This window comes from Serratia sp. T13T92 (genome assembly GCF_047530105.1).
GTDB lineage: Bacteria > Pseudomonadota > Gammaproteobacteria > Enterobacterales > Enterobacteriaceae > Chania > Chania fonticola.
In genome coordinates this window covers 213,149-229,210 of the sequence record NZ_JBLJAK010000002.1, presented here as the reverse complement: position 1 = coordinate 229,210, position 16,062 = coordinate 213,149, and the positions used below count along the sequence as shown (strand labels likewise).

General features: G+C 54.8%; 11 protein-coding genes and 2 pseudogenes. 12 read left to right on the top strand and 1 reads right to left on the bottom strand.

The window, feature by feature from the left end; translation table 11 throughout:
- Positions 1 to 291 precede the first annotated feature (291 nt).
- The 12 genes and pseudogenes from ribF to ACMV5I_RS04630 form a co-directional block, all read left to right on the top strand.
- On the top strand, positions 292 to 1,230 hold the full coding sequence (ribF, locus tag ACMV5I_RS04685) for a bifunctional riboflavin kinase/FAD synthetase (RefSeq protein ID WP_414823771.1): 939 nt from the start codon (positions 292 to 294) through the stop codon (positions 1,228 to 1,230).
- 30 nt (positions 1,231 to 1,260) lie between these two features.
- The gene (gene ileS / locus ACMV5I_RS04680; protein WP_121608666.1) at positions 1,261 to 4,077 is read left to right on the top strand and encodes an isoleucine--tRNA ligase; all 2,817 of its coding nucleotides are present in this window, start codon (positions 1,261 to 1,263) and stop codon (positions 4,075 to 4,077) included.
- Between the two features lie 13 nt (positions 4,078 to 4,090).
- The gene (gene lspA / locus ACMV5I_RS04675) at positions 4,091 to 4,597 is read left to right on the top strand and encodes a signal peptidase II (RefSeq protein ID WP_024527207.1); all 507 of its coding nucleotides are present in this window, start codon (positions 4,091 to 4,093) and stop codon (positions 4,595 to 4,597) included.
- Position 4,598: 1 nt separating this feature from the next.
- Positions 4,599 to 5,069 (top strand): FKBP-type peptidyl-prolyl cis-trans isomerase, encoded by a 471-nt coding sequence (gene fkpB / locus ACMV5I_RS04670; protein WP_414823770.1) that lies wholly within the window; start codon positions 4,599 to 4,601, stop codon positions 5,067 to 5,069.
- Entirely contained in the window at positions 5,050 to 6,003 is a 954-nt protein-coding gene (gene ispH, locus ACMV5I_RS04665) for a 4-hydroxy-3-methylbut-2-enyl diphosphate reductase (protein WP_121608667.1), read from the top strand. Before fkpB ends, ispH begins: the two co-directional genes overlap by 20 nt.
- A gap of 515 nt (positions 6,004 to 6,518) precedes the next feature.
- Positions 6,519 to 7,340 (top strand): 4-hydroxy-tetrahydrodipicolinate reductase, encoded by an 822-nt coding sequence (gene dapB / locus ACMV5I_RS04660; protein ID WP_024483570.1) that lies wholly within the window; start codon positions 6,519 to 6,521, stop codon positions 7,338 to 7,340.
- A gap of 469 nt (positions 7,341 to 7,809) precedes the next feature.
- A complete protein-coding gene (gene carA / locus ACMV5I_RS04655; RefSeq protein WP_059201949.1) occupies positions 7,810 to 8,958 on the top strand; it encodes a glutamine-hydrolyzing carbamoyl-phosphate synthase small subunit in 1,149 nt (382 codons plus the stop codon).
- Between the two features lie 18 nt (positions 8,959 to 8,976).
- On the top strand, positions 8,977 to 12,198 hold the full coding sequence (gene carB / locus ACMV5I_RS04650; protein ID WP_024483568.1) for a carbamoyl-phosphate synthase large subunit: 3,222 nt from the start codon (positions 8,977 to 8,979) through the stop codon (positions 12,196 to 12,198).
- A 216-nt stretch (positions 12,199 to 12,414) separates the two neighbouring features.
- Positions 12,415 to 13,053, top strand: a complete 639-nt coding sequence (locus tag ACMV5I_RS04645; RefSeq protein ID WP_121608669.1) for a 2OG-Fe dioxygenase family protein — start codon at positions 12,415 to 12,417, stop codon at positions 13,051 to 13,053.
- Entirely contained in the window at positions 13,050 to 14,291 is a 1,242-nt protein-coding gene (locus ACMV5I_RS04640; RefSeq protein ID WP_414823769.1) for a cysteine desulfurase-like protein, read from the top strand. Before ACMV5I_RS04645 ends, ACMV5I_RS04640 begins: the two co-directional genes overlap by 4 nt.
- Positions 14,292 to 14,341: 50 nt before the next feature.
- Positions 14,342 to 14,560: pseudogene (locus ACMV5I_RS04635) on the top strand (hypothetical protein); the annotation flags it as partial.
- Positions 14,515 to 14,706 (top strand): annotated as a pseudogene (locus tag ACMV5I_RS04630) (hypothetical protein); the annotation flags it as partial. The pseudogenes ACMV5I_RS04635 and ACMV5I_RS04630, both read left to right, overlap by 46 nt.
- Positions 14,707 to 14,745: 39 nt before the next feature.
- On the opposite strand, the gene ACMV5I_RS04625 reads toward ACMV5I_RS04630, so the two are convergent.
- Complete coding sequence (locus ACMV5I_RS04625; RefSeq protein WP_414823768.1) at positions 14,746 to 15,909, bottom strand: hypothetical protein; 1,164 nt, start codon at positions 15,907 to 15,909, stop codon at positions 14,746 to 14,748.
- Between the last annotated feature and the right edge of the window lie 153 nt (positions 15,910 to 16,062).

The following is a 16,062-nucleotide window of genomic DNA, read 5'->3' as shown; positions in this document are numbered from 1 at the left end:
CCAGCTTCAGCCATGGGAATACAGTGTTTCACGAGAAAAATCGCCATGTGATTTGCATCACAGTCTGCAAGCTGTTGGTCCTGGTGGGTTATCCCCCGTCTTTCAAGCGTCGGCCAGAAGCCAAGCTCGCTATCAGCGCGCTAATATAGCACGCATTGGGCCAGATAAACGGTGGTTAAGGCGATTATCCTCCGGTATGGTATGACTATTACATCAAAGGAACCAATCGCGGGTTAACCTTGACCGCTGTACAAGGTATAATCCGCCGATTTCCACTGTGTTGGGCCAGCTATGCAGCTAATTCGCGGCATCCATAATATCCGGGCACGCCACCGTGGCTGTGTGCTCACCATCGGCAACTTTGACGGCGTCCATCGCGGTCACAAGGCGCTGTTGGGGCAGTTGAAGCAGGAAGGGCGACGCCTGGGGTTACCCGTCATCGTCATGATCTTTGAGCCACAGCCGCTGGAACTGTTTGCCGCGGATAAGGCTCCGGCCCGCCTCACGCGTTTGCGTGACAAAGCCAAATACCTGGCGCAGGCCGGGGTTGATTACCTGTTGTGCGTCAAGTTTGATCCCCGTTTTGCCGCCCATACCGCTCAGGCATTCGTTGCCGAGCTGCTGGTCGAAAAGCTGGGGGTAAAATTCCTGATGGTGGGGGATGATTTCCGCTTTGGTGCTGGTCGCCAGGGGGATTTCCCGCTGTTAGAGCTTGCCGGGCAAGAATTCGGCTTTGAGGTGGTCAGCACACCAAGCTTCCGTGAAGGCGACCTGCGCATCAGCAGCACCGCCATCCGCAATGCGCTGTGTGATGATGATTTGCCACTGGCAGAAACCCTGCTGGGGCATCCTTACAGTATTTCCGGGCGCGTAGTGCATGGCGATGAACTGGGGCGAACCATTGGTTTCCCAACCGCCAACCTGCCGCTCAAACGCCTGGTTGCCCCGGTGAAAGGGGTGTATGCCGTCGATGTGTATGGCCTGGGCCCCGAGCCTTTGCCGGGCGTGGCCAATATCGGCACCCGCCCTACGGTGGCAGGCGTACGTCAGCAGTTGGAAGTGCACCTGCTGGACGTAACCATGGATCTTTACGGGCGCCACCTGGATGTGGTGCTGCGCGCAAAATTGCGCAATGAACAGCGTTTTGCTTCGCTCGATGCGCTAAAGCAGCAAATCGCCAATGATGTGGTGACGGCCCGGACGTTCTTCGGGCTACAGACACCGGCTTAATCTACGAACCGAAACGAGATCGAGAATCTAATGAGTGACTACAAGAATACCCTGAACTTGCCGGAAACAGGGTTCCCGATGCGTGGCGATCTCGCCAAGCGTGAACCTGGCATGCTCGCACGTTGGTATGAACAGGATCTGTACGGGATCATTCGTGCCGCCAAAAAGGGCAAGAAATCCTTCATTCTGCATGACGGCCCTCCGTATGCGAATGGCAGCATTCACATTGGTCACTCGGTAAACAAGATCCTCAAAGACATTATTATCAAGTCAAAAGGGATGGCTGGCTTTGATTCGCCTTATGTTCCAGGCTGGGACTGTCACGGTCTGCCTATCGAACTGAAGGTTGAGCAACTGTATGGCAAACCGGGTGAGAAACTGACACCGGCAGAGTTCCGCCAGAAATGCCGTGAATATGCTGCCGAGCAGGTTGAAGGCCAGAAGAAAGACTTTATCCGTCTGGGGGTTCTGGGTGACTGGGATCATCCGTACCTGACCATGAATTTTAAAACCGAAGCCAACATCATCCGTGCGTTGGGCAAGATCATCAGCAATGGTCATCTGCTCAAAGGCGCCAAGCCGGTGCACTGGTGTACGGACTGCGGTTCTTCCCTGGCGGAAGCGGAAGTTGAATATTACGACAAAACCTCGCCATCCATCGACGTTGCGTTCCACGCGGTTGATGCGGCGGCGGTGGCCAGCAAGTTTGGCGTAACCAGCGTGAATGGCCCGGTGTCACTGGTGATCTGGACGACCACACCGTGGACGCTGCCTGCCAACCGTGCGATCTCGCTGAATGCAGAATTCAGCTACCATCTGGTACAGGTTGAAGGCCAATGCCTGATCCTGGCAGCGGATCTGGTAGAAAGCGTGATGAAACGCGCAGGCATCACCCATTGGGAAGTGCTGGGCAGTTGCAAGGGCAGCGATCTGGAACTGATGCGCTTTACCCATCCGTTTATGGGTTTTGACGTGCCGGCGATCCTGGGCGATCACGTTACGCTGGATGCCGGTACCGGTGCCGTACATACCGCACCTGGCCACGGCCCTGATGACTTCGTGATCGGCCAGAAATACGGCCTGGAAGTCGCCAACCCGGTTGGCCCGAACGGCTGCTACCTGACCGGCACCTATCCAACGCTGGACGGCAAGTTCGTGTTCAAGGCCAACGATCTGATCGTTGAGCTGCTGCGTGAAAAGGGCGCTCTGCTGCACGTAGAAAAACTGCAACACAGCTACCCGTGCTGCTGGCGTCACAAAACGCCGATCATCTTCCGTGCCACGCCGCAATGGTTTATCAGCATGGATCAAAAGGGCCTGCGCAAGCAGTCGCTGGAAGAGATCAAGGGCGTACAGTGGATCCCGGATTGGGGCCAGGCGCGTATTGAAACCATGGTGGCTAACCGCCCAGACTGGTGTATCTCACGTCAGCGTACCTGGGGTGTTCCAATGTCCCTGTTCGTGCACAAAGACACTGAGCAGCTTCACCCACGCAGCGTAGAGCTGATGGAAGAAGTGGCCAAGCGTGTTGAACAGGACGGGATCCAGGCCTGGTGGGATCTGGACGCTGCCGATATCCTCGGCGCCGAAGCGGCCGATTATGTGAAAGTGCCAGACACGCTGGACGTTTGGTTCGACTCAGGTTCAACCCATTCTTCCGTGGTTGACGTGCGTCCAGAATTCAATGGCCACTCTGCAGACATGTATCTGGAAGGTTCCGACCAACATCGTGGCTGGTTCATGTCGTCGCTGATGATTTCGACCGCCATGAAGGGCAAAGCGCCTTACAAAGAAGTGCTGACCCACGGCTTTACCGTCGATGGTCAGGGCCGCAAAATGTCCAAGTCAATCGGCAACACCGTCAGCCCGCAGGACGTGATGAACAAGCTGGGTGGCGACATTCTGCGTCTGTGGGTCGCGTCTACCGACTACACCGGCGAGATTGCGGTTTCCGACGAAATCCTCAAGCGTGCTGCCGATTCTTATCGCCGCATCCGTAATACCGCGCGTTTCCTGCTGGCCAACCTGAACGGGTTTGATCCGAGCACTGACTGCGTGGCCCCGGAAGAGATGGTGGTGCTGGATCGCTGGGCCGTAGGTCGTGCAATGGCCGCGCAGCAGGATATCGAGCAGGCCTATGCCAACTACGATTTCCACGAAGTGGTGCAGCGTCTGATGCAGTTCTGCTCGGTAGAAATGGGTTCCTTCTATCTGGACATCATTAAAGACCGTCAGTACACCGCGAAAAGCGACAGCGTTGCCCGCCGCAGCTGCCAGACCGCTCTGTTCCACATTGCAGAAGCGCTGGTACGTTGGATGGCGCCGATCATGTCGTTTACCGCCGATGAAATCTGGGCCTTCCTGCCAGGTGAGCGTACGCAGTACGTGTTTACCGAAGAGTGGTACGACGGTCTGTTCGGGCTGGCCGCAGGTGAAGGCATGAACGATGCGTTCTGGGCCGATCTGCTGAAAGTGCGTGGCGAAGTGAACAAGGTGCTGGAGCAGGCGCGTGCAGACAAGCACATTGGCGGTTCGTTGGAGGCGGCGGTTACGCTGTACGCCGATAGCGATCTGGCAGCGCGTCTGAACAGCCTGCAAGACGAGCTGCGCTTTGTGTTGCTGACCTCTTCGGCCAGCGTAGCACCGTTTGCGGATGCTCCGGCAGATGCGCAGCAAAGCGAACTGTTGAAGGGGCTGAAAATTGCGTTCAGCAAAGCGGATGGTGAGAAGTGCCCGCGCTGCTGGCATTACACCACCGATGTCGGCCAGGTGGCGGAGCACGCAGAACTTTGCGGCCGCTGTGTGACCAACGTAGCCGGTGACGGCGAAAAACGTAACTTTGCTTGAGAACACGCGCCTGATGAGTAGACCGATAAGTTCGACCGGCTTGCGCTGGTTATGGTTGGTAGTGGTGGTGCTGGCGCTGGATTTTTTCAGCAAACAGTGGATCCTGAGTAACTTCGTGCTGGGCCAGACCCAGCCGTTGTTCCCGTCAATCAACCTGTACTACGCGCGTAACTACGGCGCGGCGTTCAGTTTCCTGGCGGATCACGGTGGCTGGCAGCGCTGGTTCTTTGCCGGTATTGCGGTCGCCATCGTGGTGGTGCTGCTGGTGATGATGTATCGCAGCAGTGCCCAGCAGAAGCTGAACAATATCGCCTATGCCTTTATTATCGGCGGTGCGCTCGGCAACCTGTTTGATCGTCTGTGGCATGGCTTTGTGGTCGATTTCATCGACTTTTATATCGGCAACTGGCATTACCCGACCTTCAATCTGGCGGACAGCTTTATCTGCGTCGGTGCCGCCATGATCGTGCTGGAAGGGTTCTTGCCAGCGAAGAAAAGCGTCAACAGCGAAGGTAAGTGATATGACGGCTCAGGTTAACGGCAACAGCGCAGTGCTGGTGCATTTTACGCTGAAACTGGCAGATGGAACGACGGCGGAATCCACCCAGGGCAACGGCAAACCAGCGCTGTTCCGCCTGGGCGATGGTAGCCTGTCTGCTCCGCTGGAACAGCAGCTGATCGGCCTGCGGGCAGGGGATAAATGCACGTTTACCCTGCAACCGGAAGCTGCGTTCGGTGCGGAGAACCCGGATCTCATCCAGTTCTTCTCACGCCGCGACTTCAACGAAACCGGCGTACCGGATGTCGGCACCATCATGTTGTTTACCGCCATCGACGGCAGTGAAATGCCTGGTGTGGTGCGTGAAGTGGCGGAAGATTCGATCACCGTTGATTTCAACCATCCGTTAGCGGGGCATCCGGTGACCTTCGATATCGAAGTACTGGAGATCGACCCGAAGCAGGAGGAAGCGCATGCAAATATTGCTGGCTAATCCACGTGGCTTTTGCGCAGGGGTTGATCGTGCGATCAGCATCGTAGAGCGTGCGCTGGAGATTTATGGCGCGCCGATTTACGTCCGTCACGAAGTGGTACATAACCGCTACGTGGTCGAAAGCCTGCGTGAGCGCGGTGCGGTATTTATCGAAGAGATCTCGGAAGTGCCGGATGGCTCGATCCTGATCTTCTCTGCCCACGGTGTTTCACAGGCAGTTCGTGCCGAGGCCAAAGCCCGCGATCTAACCATGCTGTTCGATGCTACCTGTCCGTTGGTGACCAAGGTGCATATGGAAGTGGCCCGTGCCAGCCGTAAGGGCACCGAAGCGATCCTGATTGGCCACGCCGGACATCCGGAAGTGGAAGGCACCATGGGCCAGTACAGTAACCCTCAGGGTGGCATGTACCTGGTTGAGTCGCCGGAAGATGTCTGGCAATTGCAGGTAAAGAACGAGCATAACCTGTGCTTTATGACCCAGACTACCTTATCGGTGGACGATACTTCCGACGTGATCGATGCGTTGCGTAAGCGCTTCCCGGATATTATCGGGCCGCGCAAGGACGATATCTGCTATGCCACCACCAACCGTCAGGAAGCGGTGCGCAGCTTGGCAGGTGATGCCGACGTGGTGCTGGTGGTGGGGTCGAAGAACTCCTCCAACTCCAACCGTTTGGCGGAACTTGCCCAGCGCGTGGGTAAACCAGCCTATCTGATCGACTCGGCGGCGGACATTCAGGAATCCTGGTTGAAAGATGCGAGCAACATTGGCGTCACCGCTGGAGCCTCTGCGCCGGACGTGCTGGTTCAGGACGTCATCAGCCGCTTGAAAGCTTTGGGCGGCAAGGACGTGCATGAGCTCAGCGGCCGTGAAGAGAACATCGTGTTTGAAGTGCCGAAAGAACTGCGCATGGATATCAAGCAGATCGACTGATGGTTTTTCTTACCCCAGGCTTGAGTGTTGCTACGTAGGGGCGCTGCATGCTGCGCCCGTTAAGAGTCTGCAACATTACCACTTTGTCATCTATTTGAACGGGGAGCTTTCATGCTCCCCGTTTTGCGTTTTAACTAGCTGTAATTAATGGTGTAACAGGTGGGAGCCATACAGAACGCCGACACGCCGTAAACCCGTCCCTGGGGCTTCAACTAACCTGTATGACTCCCCTCTGCTTCGGGCTTTATGTGTCGCGATAATAACAGCCGCTATTTAACTTGCAGAAACCCCCTTTACGCCATTCATCGTAATGCATAAATAGTGCATGATTATGTAAAACCAGAAGGTTGACGCTAATCGGGTAATTGTTAATCAATTGACAGCGTTACTGATAACATACCGGGCATATCATAATTTTCTAATCCGTAAGCAAATCCTCTGGTAGTGATAGGGTAGGGAAGTTACCCTGAATCCATAGCCGAGGAGTGGCTTTTGACCATAAAAGAGAGCGAAGTATGACTGATTCACAAATCCGCATCGCGATTGCGGGTTCCGGTGGCCGCATGGGGCGCCAATTGATCCAGGCCGTGCAGCAGGCACAAGGTGTGGTATTGGGGGCAGCGTTGGAGCGCCCGGGTTCTAGCCTGGTTGGCACCGATGCCGGCGAACTGGCTGGTGTTGGTGCATTGGGCGTTACCGTCAGCGATAACCTGGAAAAGGTTGTCAGCGATTTCGATATCCTGATCGACTTCACCCGCCCGGAAGGCACCCTGGCCCATCTGGCGTTTTGCGTGGCCCACGGCAAAGCCATGGTGATCGGCACCACCGGTTTTGATGATGCAGGTAAAGCGGCGATCCAGGACGCGGCACAGCAGATTGGCATCGTGTTTGCCGCCAACTTTAGCGTGGGCGTCAACGTGGTGCTCAAGCTGCTGGAAAAAGCGGCCAAGGTCATGGGCGATTATACCGATATTGAAATTGTGGAAGCTCACCACCGCCACAAGGTAGATGCCCCTTCAGGAACGGCGTTAGCCATGGGCGAGGCGATTGCCGGTGCCTTGGGACGTGATTTGAAAGAGTGCGCGGTTTACGAGCGTGTGGGCTATACCGGCGAGCGCGATCCAAAGAGCATCGGCTTTGCCACCATTCGTGCCGGGGATATTGTGGGTGAACATACCGCTATGTTTGCCGATATTGGCGAACGGGTAGAGATCACCCATAAAGCCTCAAGCCGGATGACGTTTGCCAATGGCGCGGTGCGTGCCGCATCCTGGATCTCAAACCAGCATAATGGGCTGTTTGATATGCGTGACGTGCTCGGTTTAGACCAGTTATAATTTTAATGAACACCATCGTGATGTGGTTGTGTTGATCATAATGATATGATAATCGGGCAATAATTTTATTGTCCTTTTTTTTAACATTAAAAATGAAGCTTACGATTTATTTTAATTGTGTAGCTATTATTTTTATATATTATCCGGTCTAATTCCTGTTTTTACTGCCATCTTTATTGCTCCCCGCATCGATTTTAGCTGTTTTAAGCCATTTTTTCTGTCACTGTGTCTCGCAACCGTTTACTCGGTCAAGTTTGCTGGTGTTTTTGTGCCTGTGACCCCCTTTAAACCCTGAGGGCAGCAAAATAATGGAAAAAATGGCGCTTTATCTAGACAAGCGGGACGCTCATCATTAAAATGCGCCCAATTTGCCAAAAATTGGCCTTGAGGGCGGTTTTTGCATTGATTTAGGGCGTGAAATCTGAATTAATATGCAAATATTGTGATTGATTATTCCTCGGAGGGTGTTTTGATTAAGTCAGCGCTATTGGTTCTGGAAGACGGAACCCAATTCCACGGTCGGGCCATCGGGGCAGAAGGTACGGCAGTGGGGGAAGTGGTCTTCAATACCTCGATGACCGGCTATCAAGAAATCCTCACTGATCCTTCCTACTCCCGCCAGATCGTTACTCTTACTTATCCTCATATCGGCAATGTCGGCACCAATGATTCCGACGCAGAATCCTCCGCTGTTCATGCTCAAGGCCTTGTCATCCGCGACCTGCCACTGATTGCCAGCAACTACCGCAACGAAATGGGCCTGGCCGATTACCTCAAGCGTCACAACATTGTGGCGATTGCCGATATCGATACCCGCAAGCTGACCCGCCTGCTGCGTGAGAAAGGCGCACAGAACGGCTGCATCATCGCGGGCGACCTCACCGATGCCGAGCTGGCGCTGCAAAAAGCCAAGGCTTTCCCTGGCCTGAAAGGCATGGATCTGGCAAAAGAGGTCACCACCAAAGAGGCTTACGCCTGGCAACAGGGGAGCTGGACGCTGGAAGGCGATTTGCCGGAGGCTAAACCTGCGGGCGAACTGCCTTACCATGTAGTGGCCTACGATTACGGCGCCAAGCGTAACATCCTGCGCATGCTGGTGGATCGCGGCTGCCGCCTCACCGTGGTGCCAGCGCAAACCCCTGCGGAAGACGTGCTGAAAATGGCTCCGGACGGCATCTTCCTGTCCAACGGCCCTGGTGATCCAGAGCCTTGTGATTACGCCATTACCGCCATCAAACGTTTCCTGGAAACCGATATTCCGGTATTTGGTATCTGCCTGGGCCATCAACTGTTGGCGCTGGCCAGCGGTGCCAAAACCATGAAGATGAAGCTTGGCCACCACGGCGGTAACCACCCGGTGAAGGATCTGGATAACAACACCGTGATGATCACCGCGCAGAACCATGGTTTTGCCGTTGATGAAAATAATCTGCCGAGCACGTTGCGCGTCACGCATAAATCCCTGTTCGACCACACGGTGCAGGGCATCCATCGTACCGATAAAGCCGCGTTCAGCTTCCAGGGCCACCCAGAAGCCAGCCCAGGCCCGCACGATGCCGCGCCGCTGTTCGATCACTTTATCGAACTGATTGAGACTTACCGTACCAACGCCAAATAATCAGGAGCCAGAAAAGCCATGCCAAAACGTACAGATATAAAAAGCATCCTGATCCTCGGCGCTGGCCCGATCGTTATCGGCCAGGCGTGTGAATTTGACTACTCTGGTGCCCAGGCGTGTAAGGCGCTGCGTGAAGAAGGTTACCGCGTCGTACTGGTCAACTCGAACCCGGCCACCATCATGACCGACCCGGAAATGGCCGATGCCACCTACATCGAGCCGATCCACTGGGAAGTGGTGCGTAAAATCATCGAGAAAGAGCGCCCGGATGCGGTGCTGCCAACCATGGGTGGGCAAACCGCGCTGAACTGTGCGTTGGAGCTGGAACGTCAGGGCGTACTGGCCGAGTTCGGCGTTACCATGATCGGCGCTACCGCCGATGCCATCGACAAAGCTGAAGACCGCCGCCGTTTCGATATCGCCATGAAGAAAATTGGCCTGGACACGGCGCGTTCCGGCATCGCCCATAATATGGAAGAAGCGTTGGCGGTGGCCGCCGATGTGGGCTTCCCATGCATTATCCGCCCGTCATTTACCATGGGCGGCACCGGTGGCGGTATCGCCTATAACCGCGAAGAGTTCGAAGAGATCTGCGAGCGCGGTCTGGATCTATCCCCGACCAAAGAGCTGCTGATTGACGAATCGCTGATCGGCTGGAAAGAGTACGAGATGGAGGTGGTGCGCGATAAGAATGACAACTGCATCATCGTCTGCTCGATCGAAAACATCGATGCGATGGGTATCCATACCGGTGACTCCATCACGGTGGCTCCAGCGCAAACGCTGACCGACAAAGAATACCAAATCATGCGTAACGCCTCGATGGCGGTGCTGCGTGAGATCGGGGTGGAAACCGGCGGCTCCAACGTGCAGTTCTCGGTGAACCCGAAAACCGGCCGCCTGATCGTGATTGAAATGAACCCACGCGTATCCCGTTCATCGGCGCTGGCCTCGAAAGCGACCGGCTTCCCGATTGCCAAGATCGCCGCCAAGCTGGCGGTGGGTTACACCCTCGATGAGCTGATGAATGACATCACCGGTGGCCGTACGCCAGCCTCCTTTGAGCCGTCCATCGACTATGTCGTCACCAAGATCCCGCGCTTCAACTTCGAGAAGTTTGCCGGTGCCAACGATCGCCTGACCACCCAGATGAAGTCGGTCGGCGAAGTGATGGCGATTGGCCGCACTCAGCAGGAGTCATTGCAGAAAGCGCTGCGCGGCCTGGAAGTGGGTGCGACCGGGTTTGATCCGAAAGTGAGCCTGGACGATCCGGAAGCCTTGACCAAGATCCGCCGTGAGCTGAAGGATGCGGGTTCCGATCGTATCTGGTACATCGCCGATGCTTTCCGCGCCGGTCTGTCCGTCGATGGCGTGTTCAACCTGACTAACATCGACCGCTGGTTCCTGGTGCAGATTGAAGAGCTGGTGCGTCTGGAAGAGCAGGTTGCTGAAGCGGGCATCAACGGCCTGAACGCTGATTTCCTGCGCACGCTCAAGCGTAAAGGCTTTGCCGATGCACGCCTGGCCAAGCTGGCTGGCGTGGCGGAAAGCGAAATCCGCAAGCTGCGCCACAGCTTCAACATGCACCCGGTCTACAAGCGTGTGGACACCTGTGCGGCAGAATTTGCGACCGACACCGCCTACATGTATTCCACCTATGAAGACGAGTGTGAATCCAACCCGACCAACGATCGCCCGAAAATCATGATCCTGGGCGGTGGCCCGAACCGTATCGGCCAGGGCATCGAGTTCGACTATTGCTGCGTACACGCCTCGTTGGCGCTGCGCGAAGACGGTTACGAGACCATCATGGTCAACTGTAACCCGGAAACCGTCTCTACCGACTACGACACCTCGGATCGCCTGTACTTCGAACCGGTGACGCTGGAAGACGTGCTGGAAATCGTGCGCATCGAGAAGCCAAAAGGCGTGATCGTGCAGTACGGCGGACAAACCCCGTTGAAACTGGCGCGTGAGCTGGAAGCGGCAGGCGTGCCGATTATCGGCACCAGCCCGGATGCGATTGACCGTGCCGAAGACCGTGAACGTTTCCAGCAGGCGGTTAACCGCTTGGGCCTGAAGCAACCAGCCAACGCCACTGTGGCAACCATCGAACAGGCGGTTGAGAAAGCGGCCGGTATCGGTTATCCGCTGGTGGTGCGCCCATCCTACGTACTAGGTGGCCGTGCGATGGAGATCGTTTACGACGACATCGACCTGCGTCGTTACTTCCAGAACGCGGTTAGCGTGTCCAACGATGCGCCAGTGCTGCTGGACCGCTTCCTGGACGACGCGGTAGAAGTGGATGTGGATGCTATCTGTGACGGCGAGCGCGTGCTGATCGGTGGCATCATGGAGCATATCGAACAGGCTGGCGTCCACTCCGGTGACTCCGCTTGTTCACTGCCAGCCTACACGCTGAGCAAAGAGATCCAGGATGTGATGCGCCAGCAGGTAGAAAAACTGGCGTTTGAACTGCAGGTCCGTGGTCTGATGAACGTGCAGTTTGCGGTGAAGAACAACGAAGTCTACCTGATCGAAGTGAACCCACGCGCCGCACGTACCGTGCCGTTCGTTTCCAAGGCGACCGGCGTACCGCTGGCGAAAGTGGCGGCGCGCGTGATGGCCGGTAAATCGCTGGCCGAACAGGGCGTGACCGAAGAGGTTATCCCGCCGTACTACTCGGTCAAGGAAGTGGTGCTGCCGTTCAACAAATTCCCAGGCGTTGACCCGATCCTCGGGCCAGAAATGCGCTCGACCGGTGAAGTGATGGGCGTTGGCCGCACCTTCGCCGAAGCCTTCTCCAAGGCGATGTTGGGCAGTAACTCCGGCATGAAGAAAGGCCGTGCGCTGCTGTCGGTTCGCAGTGGGGACAAGGCTCGCGTAGTGGATTTGGCTGCCAGCCTGCTCAAGCAGGGCTTTGAACTGGATGCCACCCACGGCACCGCAGTGGTGCTGGGCGAAGCGGGGATTAACCCACGCCTGGTCAACAAGGTACATGAAGGGCGTCCGCACATTCAGGACCGCATCAAGAACGGCGAGTACACCTACATCGTTAATACCACGGCGGGGCGTCAGGCGATTGAAGACTCCAAGCTGATCCGCCGCAGTGCGCTGCAGTATAAAGTGCACTACGACACCACGATGAACGGTGGCTTTGCTACCTCGATGGCGATGAAGGCAGATCCAACCGAGCAGGTGACTTCGGTACAGGAACTGCACGCACGTATCACCAAGTAAGTTAATAACTTGGCAATCACTGAGGCGCTGCTTTTGCAGCGCCTTTTTTATTGCTGGAGCAACCCAATAGTGATGATTTGCGGCTTGTGCTGATTTTATGGGGGTAGGTCATATTTTTGGGGTGACAAATTTGATATCCCATTATCTTTATCTACTTTTAATGATGATTACTGTTATTTTCTGTTGTAAAACGGACCTGTTCAATAAGGTGTCATCATGCTAAACAAACACGAGAACATCCTGCAGATCACCCATCTTAGCCGGGAAGGGATTGCTCAACTGGCTCCTTCATTCAACACGCTTCCCCACACCCAACATGCAGATGGCAAGTACCGCCTGCGGCGTTATTCCGTCATGCGTTTTCAGGATGGAAAGGTCGTAGAGACGGGCAAACATGAGTTTGTACAATCTGAGGATATCAACCGCTTTCAGGGCAATATTGTCCGCCAGTTCGAACCGCTCCTGACCACAACCTGGCAAAATGAGGGGATGCGTGAAATGTGTGGGGTCTTTGTTGAAAGCAATGCTCTACCGAACAACCAGGAAATAGAGATCCACCAAATCCGCATTACCACCACCTATGATGAAACTCAGGTGGCGCCGGAAGGCATCCATCGTGATGGTTTTGATCATATCGCGATAGTCGGTATCGACAGGCATAACATTGTCGGGGGGGATATCCTGCTCTATAACAGCAATCGCGAAGAGCCATTTTTCCGTAAGGTGTTGGAAAATGGCGAAGTTGCCATGATTGCTGATAGTAAGTTGTGGCATAACGCCTGCCCAATCCGTGCCGTCGAGACCGATAAAGAAGGGCATATGGATGTTTTTGTTCTGACAGCGAGGGTGGTATGACATTTACGCCTGAACAAAGCCGGGCGCAATTCAGCGCTCTGGATCAGCTGCATCAAGGAAAAAGCGTGGTGTTCTTTGATGGCCCTGGTGGCTCACAGGTTCCGCGTACGGTATTAGACAAGATGGTCGATTATTTGGGCCACCATAATGCCAATCTGGGGGGACACTACTTTTCCAGCAAAGCCACTGAGCAAGTGATGTTACAAGCCAGAGAGTCTGTTCGGGCCTTCTTGAATGCCGGTTCGGCTGACAATATTGTCTTTGGCGCCAACATGACCTCACTGACTTTTCAACTGAGCCGCGCTATCAGCCGGGAGTGGCAAGCCGGGGACGAGGTGATCGTCACCGCTCTGGATCACTATGCGAACGTTTCGAGCTGGCAACAGGCCGCTGGCGATAAACAGGTCGTCGTCCATCAGGCTCCAGTTAACGATCAGGATTGTACGTTAGACGTCGATAAACTTTGTGCGCTCATTAACGCCAAAACCCGGTTGGTGGCTGTCACCTATGCGTCTAATACCACAGGCTCGATCGTGGATATAAAGCGTATCGTTGAGGCGGCGCACCAGGTTGGCGCTTTGGTGTATGTAGATGCTGTGCACTATGCTCCACACCGCCTTATTGATGTTCAGGCGCTGGGTTGCGATATACTCCTGTGTTCCGCGTATAAATTTTTTGGTCCACACGTCGGGATTGCCTATCTGGCTGCGCCGTGGTTGCAAACGTTACGTCCTTACAAGGTCGAGCCGGCCACCGATCTTGGCCCTGGGCGTTTTGAGACGGGGACTCAGAGTTTTGAGGGACTCGCGGGGGTGACTGCTGCGATCGAATACCTGGCTCAGTGGGGAGAGGCGGGCGCGCCATTGCGGCAGCGCTTGCAAGACAGCTTTAGCCAACTCAGCCAACATGAAGAAGCGCTCAGCGCTTATTTCCTGGATAAACTACGGCAAGTCAAAGGTGCGCGTTTGTACGGTATCGATCGGCCCGATGCCAACAGCCGGACCCCGACTTTCGCCGTGACGTTTGCGCACGTGCTGCCTGAATCGGTTGCTAGAGCGCTGGGCGAGCACAATATTTGTGTCGGCAACGGGCATTTTTATGCGCTGGGGCTTATCCGCCAACTGGGTCTGGAGCAACGTGGCGGTGTCGTACGGATCGGATTGATGCATTACAACACCCGCCAGGAAATTGACCGCTTGTTTGAGATTATCAACACGTTGAGTCAATCATTGCCGTAAGGCGGTGATGCCATATTGCCCCCATATCCTGATGAACAGGGGATGGGGGCATCGTGGGCCAGCCGCTACAGGCCACGGCGATTTACTGCGGTATGAAGTGGCAGCCATATTTTGCCGTGCACAGCACCTTCACCTGTAACGAACCGGCCTTGATCGCCGCCGGGGAAGCCTATCGCCAGCGGCTGGTGCAGTATCTGATGGAACACAGCGAGCCAGCAACAGAGCAGGAGCCTTCTCCAAGGCGATGCTGGGCAGTAACTCCGGCATGAAGAAAGGCCGTACGCTGCTGTCGGTGCGCGGTGGGGATAAGGCTCGCGTAGTGGATTTAGCTGCCAGCCTGCTCAAGCAGGGCTTTGAGCTGGATGCGACTCACGGCACCGCCGTGGTGCTGGGCGAAGCGGGGATTAACCCACGCCGGCCCGCCTTGGATGGTCCAGGGCGGGTATTTTTGCGGCTATTTGAACAGCTGTGCCATAAAGCTCATCTCGTCCTCTTCCATTTCCTGCTCACGCTTTGCCAGATGCTGCTTCAACACTTTCAGAGAAGTCAGCTCTTCCAGCGCCTCACTTTCTTCAGCCAGCAATGCTTTGAGTTCATTGGCATGACGGATCAGTTTTTTATCCAGTGCTTGAGGCGTTTTGGCATCGCCAAATTTCGACCACAGCAGTGCGGTCATAGGATCGCTCCCATACTCTTTTTGGCGATAATCGAACTTCAGGGTAATCACCTGCTCGGCAAGTAGCCGATTGACTTCTGGCAGATCCTTCTCTTCGAAGCCGCCGTTGGGATCAATATATTGTTGATACAGATTGATGATGGTCCAGATATCGTGGTTTTGCTTGGCCTGCGCCAGTTGCACCATCAAATGATGTTTTTCTTGCTTGATGGTTTCATCCATTTCGCGGTCAGGATGAAATACCTTAGCGAGCTGTTTATACATGCGGTTGGCTGCCGAAGCGCTGAACAGGGTGGTGATTTCTTGTTTCCTTTGCTCTCTGGCAGCAAGCGCTTCTTCTTCAATCTCGTCAATGAAAGGGTCTCTGTCATCTGCAAATTCTTCGTCTTCATTGGCGGCCGAATTGGCGAACGCTTCCTCGGTTTTGGCTTTGAATTTATGCGGCTCACGGACTAAATCCCGCAGCTCCTCGTCTGAGATATCCTGCACAAAGGGAAGCTGACTCTCTAACATGCTACGCATAAGCTGGAGTTCGTCTTCATCCAGATCTTTATCGTTCACCATTGTGGCACAGGCGTTGAGGTATTTTTCCCGGAGTGGCTGGATATCCAGATGATCCGCGAACGGGTATTCCTCCAGGTACATCAAATCTTCGCCGATCCAGTTGAGGAGATTGTCGCGTTGCAAGGCTGAGAGTGATTTTTTATCGACAAAAGAAAGTAACCGCTCGGCCTTTTGATAAACGGCATCGACAAATTGTTTTTCCAAAGGCAACTGTTCTTGCTGGAAACGGGTGACCAGTTCTGTCTGCTGTCGGTGTAAGGTATCCAGCCGTAAATGCTGTTGCTTAATTGCCTGACAGTGGACATTGAACTGTTGGCGCGGGTTTTTCGGCCCCTGCTTTTTGGCGGCGTTTTTTTTAACGGATTTCCCTTTGGCCATAATCGTTTCCTCCTAATGTTGAGTTGGTCACATGATAGCAAGGTTGTTTTCGCGATTTCCATCAGCCAATTTGTATAGGCCCGATAAAAATTTCCGCTATTAATCCCTGCGTAAAGCGTCAAGATATATGCTTGATAGACCACACAGCACGGT

What these genes read in the sequence shown, in the direction of transcription:
- ribF (WP_414823771.1), top strand. Translation starts at nt 292, where the DNA reads ATGCAGCTAATTCGCGGCATCCATAATATCCGGGCACGCCACCGTGGC.
- ileS (WP_121608666.1), top strand. Translation starts at nt 1,261, where the DNA reads ATGAGTGACTACAAGAATACCCTGAACTTGCCGGAAACAGGGTTCCCG.
- lspA (WP_024527207.1), top strand. Translation starts at nt 4,091, where the DNA reads ATGAGTAGACCGATAAGTTCGACCGGCTTGCGCTGGTTATGGTTGGTA.
- fkpB (WP_414823770.1), top strand. Translation starts at nt 4,599, where the DNA reads ATGACGGCTCAGGTTAACGGCAACAGCGCAGTGCTGGTGCATTTTACG.
- ispH (WP_121608667.1), top strand. Translation starts at nt 5,050, where the DNA reads ATGCAAATATTGCTGGCTAATCCACGTGGCTTTTGCGCAGGGGTTGAT.
- dapB (WP_024483570.1), top strand. Translation starts at nt 6,519, where the DNA reads ATGACTGATTCACAAATCCGCATCGCGATTGCGGGTTCCGGTGGCCGC.
- carB (WP_024483568.1), top strand. Translation starts at nt 8,977, where the DNA reads ATGCCAAAACGTACAGATATAAAAAGCATCCTGATCCTCGGCGCTGGC.
- ACMV5I_RS04645 (WP_121608669.1), top strand. Translation starts at nt 12,415, where the DNA reads ATGCTAAACAAACACGAGAACATCCTGCAGATCACCCATCTTAGCCGG.
- ACMV5I_RS04640 (WP_414823769.1), top strand. Translation starts at nt 13,050, where the DNA reads ATGACATTTACGCCTGAACAAAGCCGGGCGCAATTCAGCGCTCTGGAT.
- ACMV5I_RS04625 (WP_414823768.1), bottom strand. Translation starts at nt 15,909, where the DNA reads ATGGCCAAAGGGAAATCCGTTAAAAAAAACGCCGCCAAAAAGCAGGGG.